Source organism: Pseudoalteromonas sp. Isolate6, from assembly GCF_022398435.1.
GTDB lineage: Bacteria > Pseudomonadota > Gammaproteobacteria > Enterobacterales > Alteromonadaceae > Pseudoalteromonas > Pseudoalteromonas galatheae.
The window spans coordinates 1-3813 of sequence record NZ_JAKEVK010000298.1; the positions used below are offsets into that span (position 1 = coordinate 1).

3 protein-coding genes are annotated in these 3813 nt (G+C 42.7%); all 3 read right to left on the reverse strand.

Annotated features, from left to right (window positions below; genetic code table 11):
• Nucleotides 1-391: 391 nt before the first annotated feature.
• Nucleotides 392-1810, reverse strand: coding sequence for an MFS transporter (locus tag L1D50_RS22000; RefSeq protein WP_239966841.1), 1419 nt, complete (start codon nucleotides 1808-1810; stop codon nucleotides 392-394).
• A 214-nt stretch (nucleotides 1811-2024) separates the two neighbouring features.
• Nucleotides 2025-2519 (reverse strand): hypothetical protein, encoded by a 495-nt coding sequence (locus L1D50_RS22005; protein ID WP_128725189.1) that lies wholly within the window; start codon nucleotides 2517-2519, stop codon nucleotides 2025-2027.
• A 285-nt stretch (nucleotides 2520-2804) separates the two neighbouring features.
• On the reverse strand, nucleotides 2805-3728 hold the full coding sequence (locus L1D50_RS22010) for an NADP-dependent oxidoreductase (RefSeq protein WP_239966842.1): 924 nt from the start codon (nucleotides 3726-3728) through the stop codon (nucleotides 2805-2807).
• Between the last annotated feature and the right edge of the window lie 85 nt (nucleotides 3729-3813).

Sequence of the window (3813 nt, forward strand, 5' to 3'; positions counted from 1 at the left end):
GATTGCAATAAAATATTCATAAAGCATCGGAGGCTTTTTTAACGCTAATTCTCGAATTAATAACACCACTTGACTTATGAGTATTAGCGCGGCCTTCATGAGCTCGGTATCACCCTTTTCCCTAGCGGTAATTAGCTGGGAGTCACAATGTGACACCAAGGTGTGTCTTAGGCAACGCTCAAAGTAATTTCAAAGCAATTGAGTTGCTCTTCCAATCAACCTTGGGGATGAAATTGTATATTAGCTCGATGAGAGATTTCCCACTTAAAGCAACTAATAACAAAGCCTTTTCCTTACATGATACGGAAATAGGTAAAGCTAGCTTATTACAATTACAGACTGGGGAACTAGGGCTACATTGGTTTTCTTAGGGTCAGATGAAAAATAGCTTTCAAAACGCTTGCTTTCGGCTAATCACAAATAAGGCCACGAGCGAAACCAAAATAAACAGTGCAGCGAGTAAAAAGGTCAGCGAAAATGCCATATTAAGTTGTGCAGAGCTTGCCACTGCCGCACTCTTTGTCTGCAGCAACAAGCTAAATACACCACCAAGTAATGAAGCTCCAGTCATTAGTCCTAAATTTTTACATAAATTAATGAGTCCAGCTCCCATGCCCTTTTCTTTTTCGGCTACAGTCGTCATCACAAAGGTATGGTGAGCCGCTAGAAACAACTGCCTTCCGGGAGTTAGCATAAATAACGCCACAACATAGCCATAAAGTCCAAATAATGAAGGTAGGATTGCAAAGCTAATTGCCCCAATGAGGATCATCAGCAAGCCCAAAAACATAGCAAACGCGATACCAAAATGATCAACCACCTCGCCTGATGGATAACCTGCGACAGCAGCAATACAAGGTCCAATAGACACAATAAGACCAACCGTGACCGGGCTCAGCCCTAACGCATAAGTGAGATAAAAAGGCCCGACAACTAATGTCGACATTGCGATGGCGTCAACTATAAAGCTCACGATTAACGAGGTATTGCGTAGCTTGTGTTTCAGAAAAGCTAAACTCACAAGTGGAAATTGAGCACGCTTTTGGCTTTGTACAAAACAGTAGATAAAAGCCACAGAAAAGAAGAAAAATACGCTATGCAAGACAAGACTAAACGAACTACTCGATGGCATAGCCAACACATAAAATAGGCATGACACCGACAGCCACGCGCTTCCAATAACATCAAAACGCTGTAGCTCAGGTGGATTTGCGACATCATCAGGCAGAAATCTTGCTATTAAAAAGTAAGCTGCACCACTGAGCAATATCATCAACCAAAAAGTGAACTGCCATGATAACCACTCTAGCATTGCACCACTTAGCAATGGCCCCAAAGCCGTGCCAATCGCAGCGGTAGTGCCGAGTAGCCCCATTGCAAGTCCAACTTTACGCTTTGGCATCACAACGCTTGTCAGTGCAAATACTTGAGATAATAACAGCGCAGCGCCAATGCCTTGGAACAGCCTAGCAGCAATCAGCATCCAAAGATTTACGCTCAGCCCAGCGGCAATGGAGCCTACACAAAAGACGCTGATTCCAATGCGCAGCGCCCTTTTTCGGCCTGCGCTATCTCCAACAGCGCCAGCACCAAGAATAAACGCGGTAAGCGAAAGCAAATAAGCCACAACGACCCAATTCACCAATGCCTGCCCCACGCCAAATTCCTCCGCAAGTGTTGGCAATAAGACATTGATACTGCTCATGCCAAGCGTTGGCAAAATGAGTACCACAGCTAAGCTGAACAACACTCGCTTTTGTCCGGTCCCCAGAGCAGTTTTATCCTCTGTATTTACTGTACCTTCTAACATGTGTTACCACTCCTACCATTGCGCCATGCTAATAAGAGGTAACTGTACTACTTCAAGTGAACTTGAGGTCAAGCGTGATTAGGTTTGAAACTGGATTGGATTAATTGGATCAACAGCAAAGCCTTAGATAGTTTTAGCGAATCGACTGCCTGTAACTTAATGTGCTGAGCAGCAGTGATTGGATCTCCGGCACAGCACTTTGATTATTAGATCCCTAAAACCTTGTCGCTATGTTATTTATCACATTTTGAAACTGTAATTGTTGTCCAAAAACCTCTATTTTATGAATTACTTGCGCTTCAAGAACAAACACTATCCCGTGTGTTTCCTCTTTGTTGTAATTACTAAATATCGTAATTTCTTGAATAGATTTTTGTTGGACATTCTGTATTTTATAAGCGCTTGCGACCTCTTCTGAAAGTACCTGGAGCCAAGCAGGCAATTTCATTCTTGAATCGACCTCAAACAAACTCCGTACAAATTGATGTTCATGCCCAGATAAATCAACAGCAGGTACAAACTTTTGCGGATCTAGCGTTTCGTGAAGCAGTTTACTGTCTTTAAACGCCAACACTAACGTTTCAGACACATGCGAAATAGTGATTGGTGAGTCAACCTTTAACTTGACGACCTTCGATAAGATAAGCTCTTGAGCGCTAACCTGCGTGCCCCAAAGCAATAGAAAAGTTGCAAATATCATCCTTATCATGCGTTGTTCCTTTCAATTTATTTTATGTGATTGCCGCAAAGCGGTTTAGCTTTCAGAGATCTCCTTGCAAGCAACTCGCTTTTGATTGCATAAACGGCAAACAGGCTAGGCTAGAGTATAGTAATTAACTTTGCCTGAATACGAATATTGCTAGGTTAAATTTCCCCGCCATCTATTGGAAATAACTCATTATCACTCAGGTAGTTACCCTTTAGATTAAGTGGTCAAGTCAAGCCCAGTCCATTTAGAGCTGTTACTTGACTAAATAACCTAATCGCCGCGACACTATGTAGTAAGAATAATTTTTCCCACCGCACGCTTAGATTCACTTCGCTGATGAGCCTGCACAACTTCTTCAAAGGGAAAAACAGAGTCTATTTTTACCCATATCTGTCCCTCACTAAGTAAGTTGGCAATATGCGCTAGCTTGCTGCGATCAGGGGCAACCCAAACTCGGTGAAATTCAACACCATAAGACAAAGCAACCTCATGCTTAATTTCATTCAGCGTAGAAACTAGCTTACCTTTAGGTTTGATGACCTTAAGTGAACGCTCCAATAAACCTTCTTCTCCAATTGCAGCAAACACTAGATCGATATTGCGCACGATTACTTCAAACTGCTCATTGCGATAATCAATACACTGATCTACACCTAATTCATATAGATACGCATGATTAGGAGCTGAAGCAGTGGCGATAACGTAAGCTCCGGCCAGCTTGGCATATTGTATTGCAAAAGCACCGACAGCACTGGACCCTCCATGAACCAACACAGTTTGTCCAGAAGAAACTTTACCTAGGTCGTGAATTGCCTGCCACGCTGTCAGAGATACCATCGGCACCCCCGCGGCTTGTTCAAAACTGATATTTTCAGGCTTTTTCACAACTAACGCGCTATCAACGATTACCTGCTCGGCATAAGCACCTGGTTGGCCAATTGGGATCATCGCCATTATTTCATCACCCACTTGAAAACCTTGATTATCACCCACAGTTTCTAGAACCACACCAGCAACATCCCAACCTGCAACAAGAGGCAAAGAAAAAAAGTTTTCCAGCATCCCTGCTCGGATCATTGTATCGACAGGGTTCACACTGGCGGCTTTAACTTGAACTCGTAGCTGACCATTTTCAGGTTTCGGAGCGCTGATTTCGATAATATTAAGTTGATCTGCTTGTCCGTATTGCTCAATGACGATGGCTTTCATCTTTTCTTTCCTATTTTAGTTTGGCTTACGCCATTATGTTCTGATAAAGTCATGTCGTAAAATTGATGATTGATATATATATCAT

Excerpts from the sequence above, each read along its gene's own strand:
- L1D50_RS22000 (WP_239966841.1), bottom strand. The coding sequence starts at position 1,810 with ATGTTAGAAGGTACAGTAAATACAGAGGATAAAACTGCTCTGGGGACC.
- L1D50_RS22005 (WP_128725189.1), bottom strand. The coding sequence starts at position 2,519 with ATGATAAGGATGATATTTGCAACTTTTCTATTGCTTTGGGGCACGCAG.
- L1D50_RS22010 (WP_239966842.1), bottom strand. The coding sequence starts at position 3,728 with ATGAAAGCCATCGTCATTGAGCAATACGGACAAGCAGATCAACTTAAT.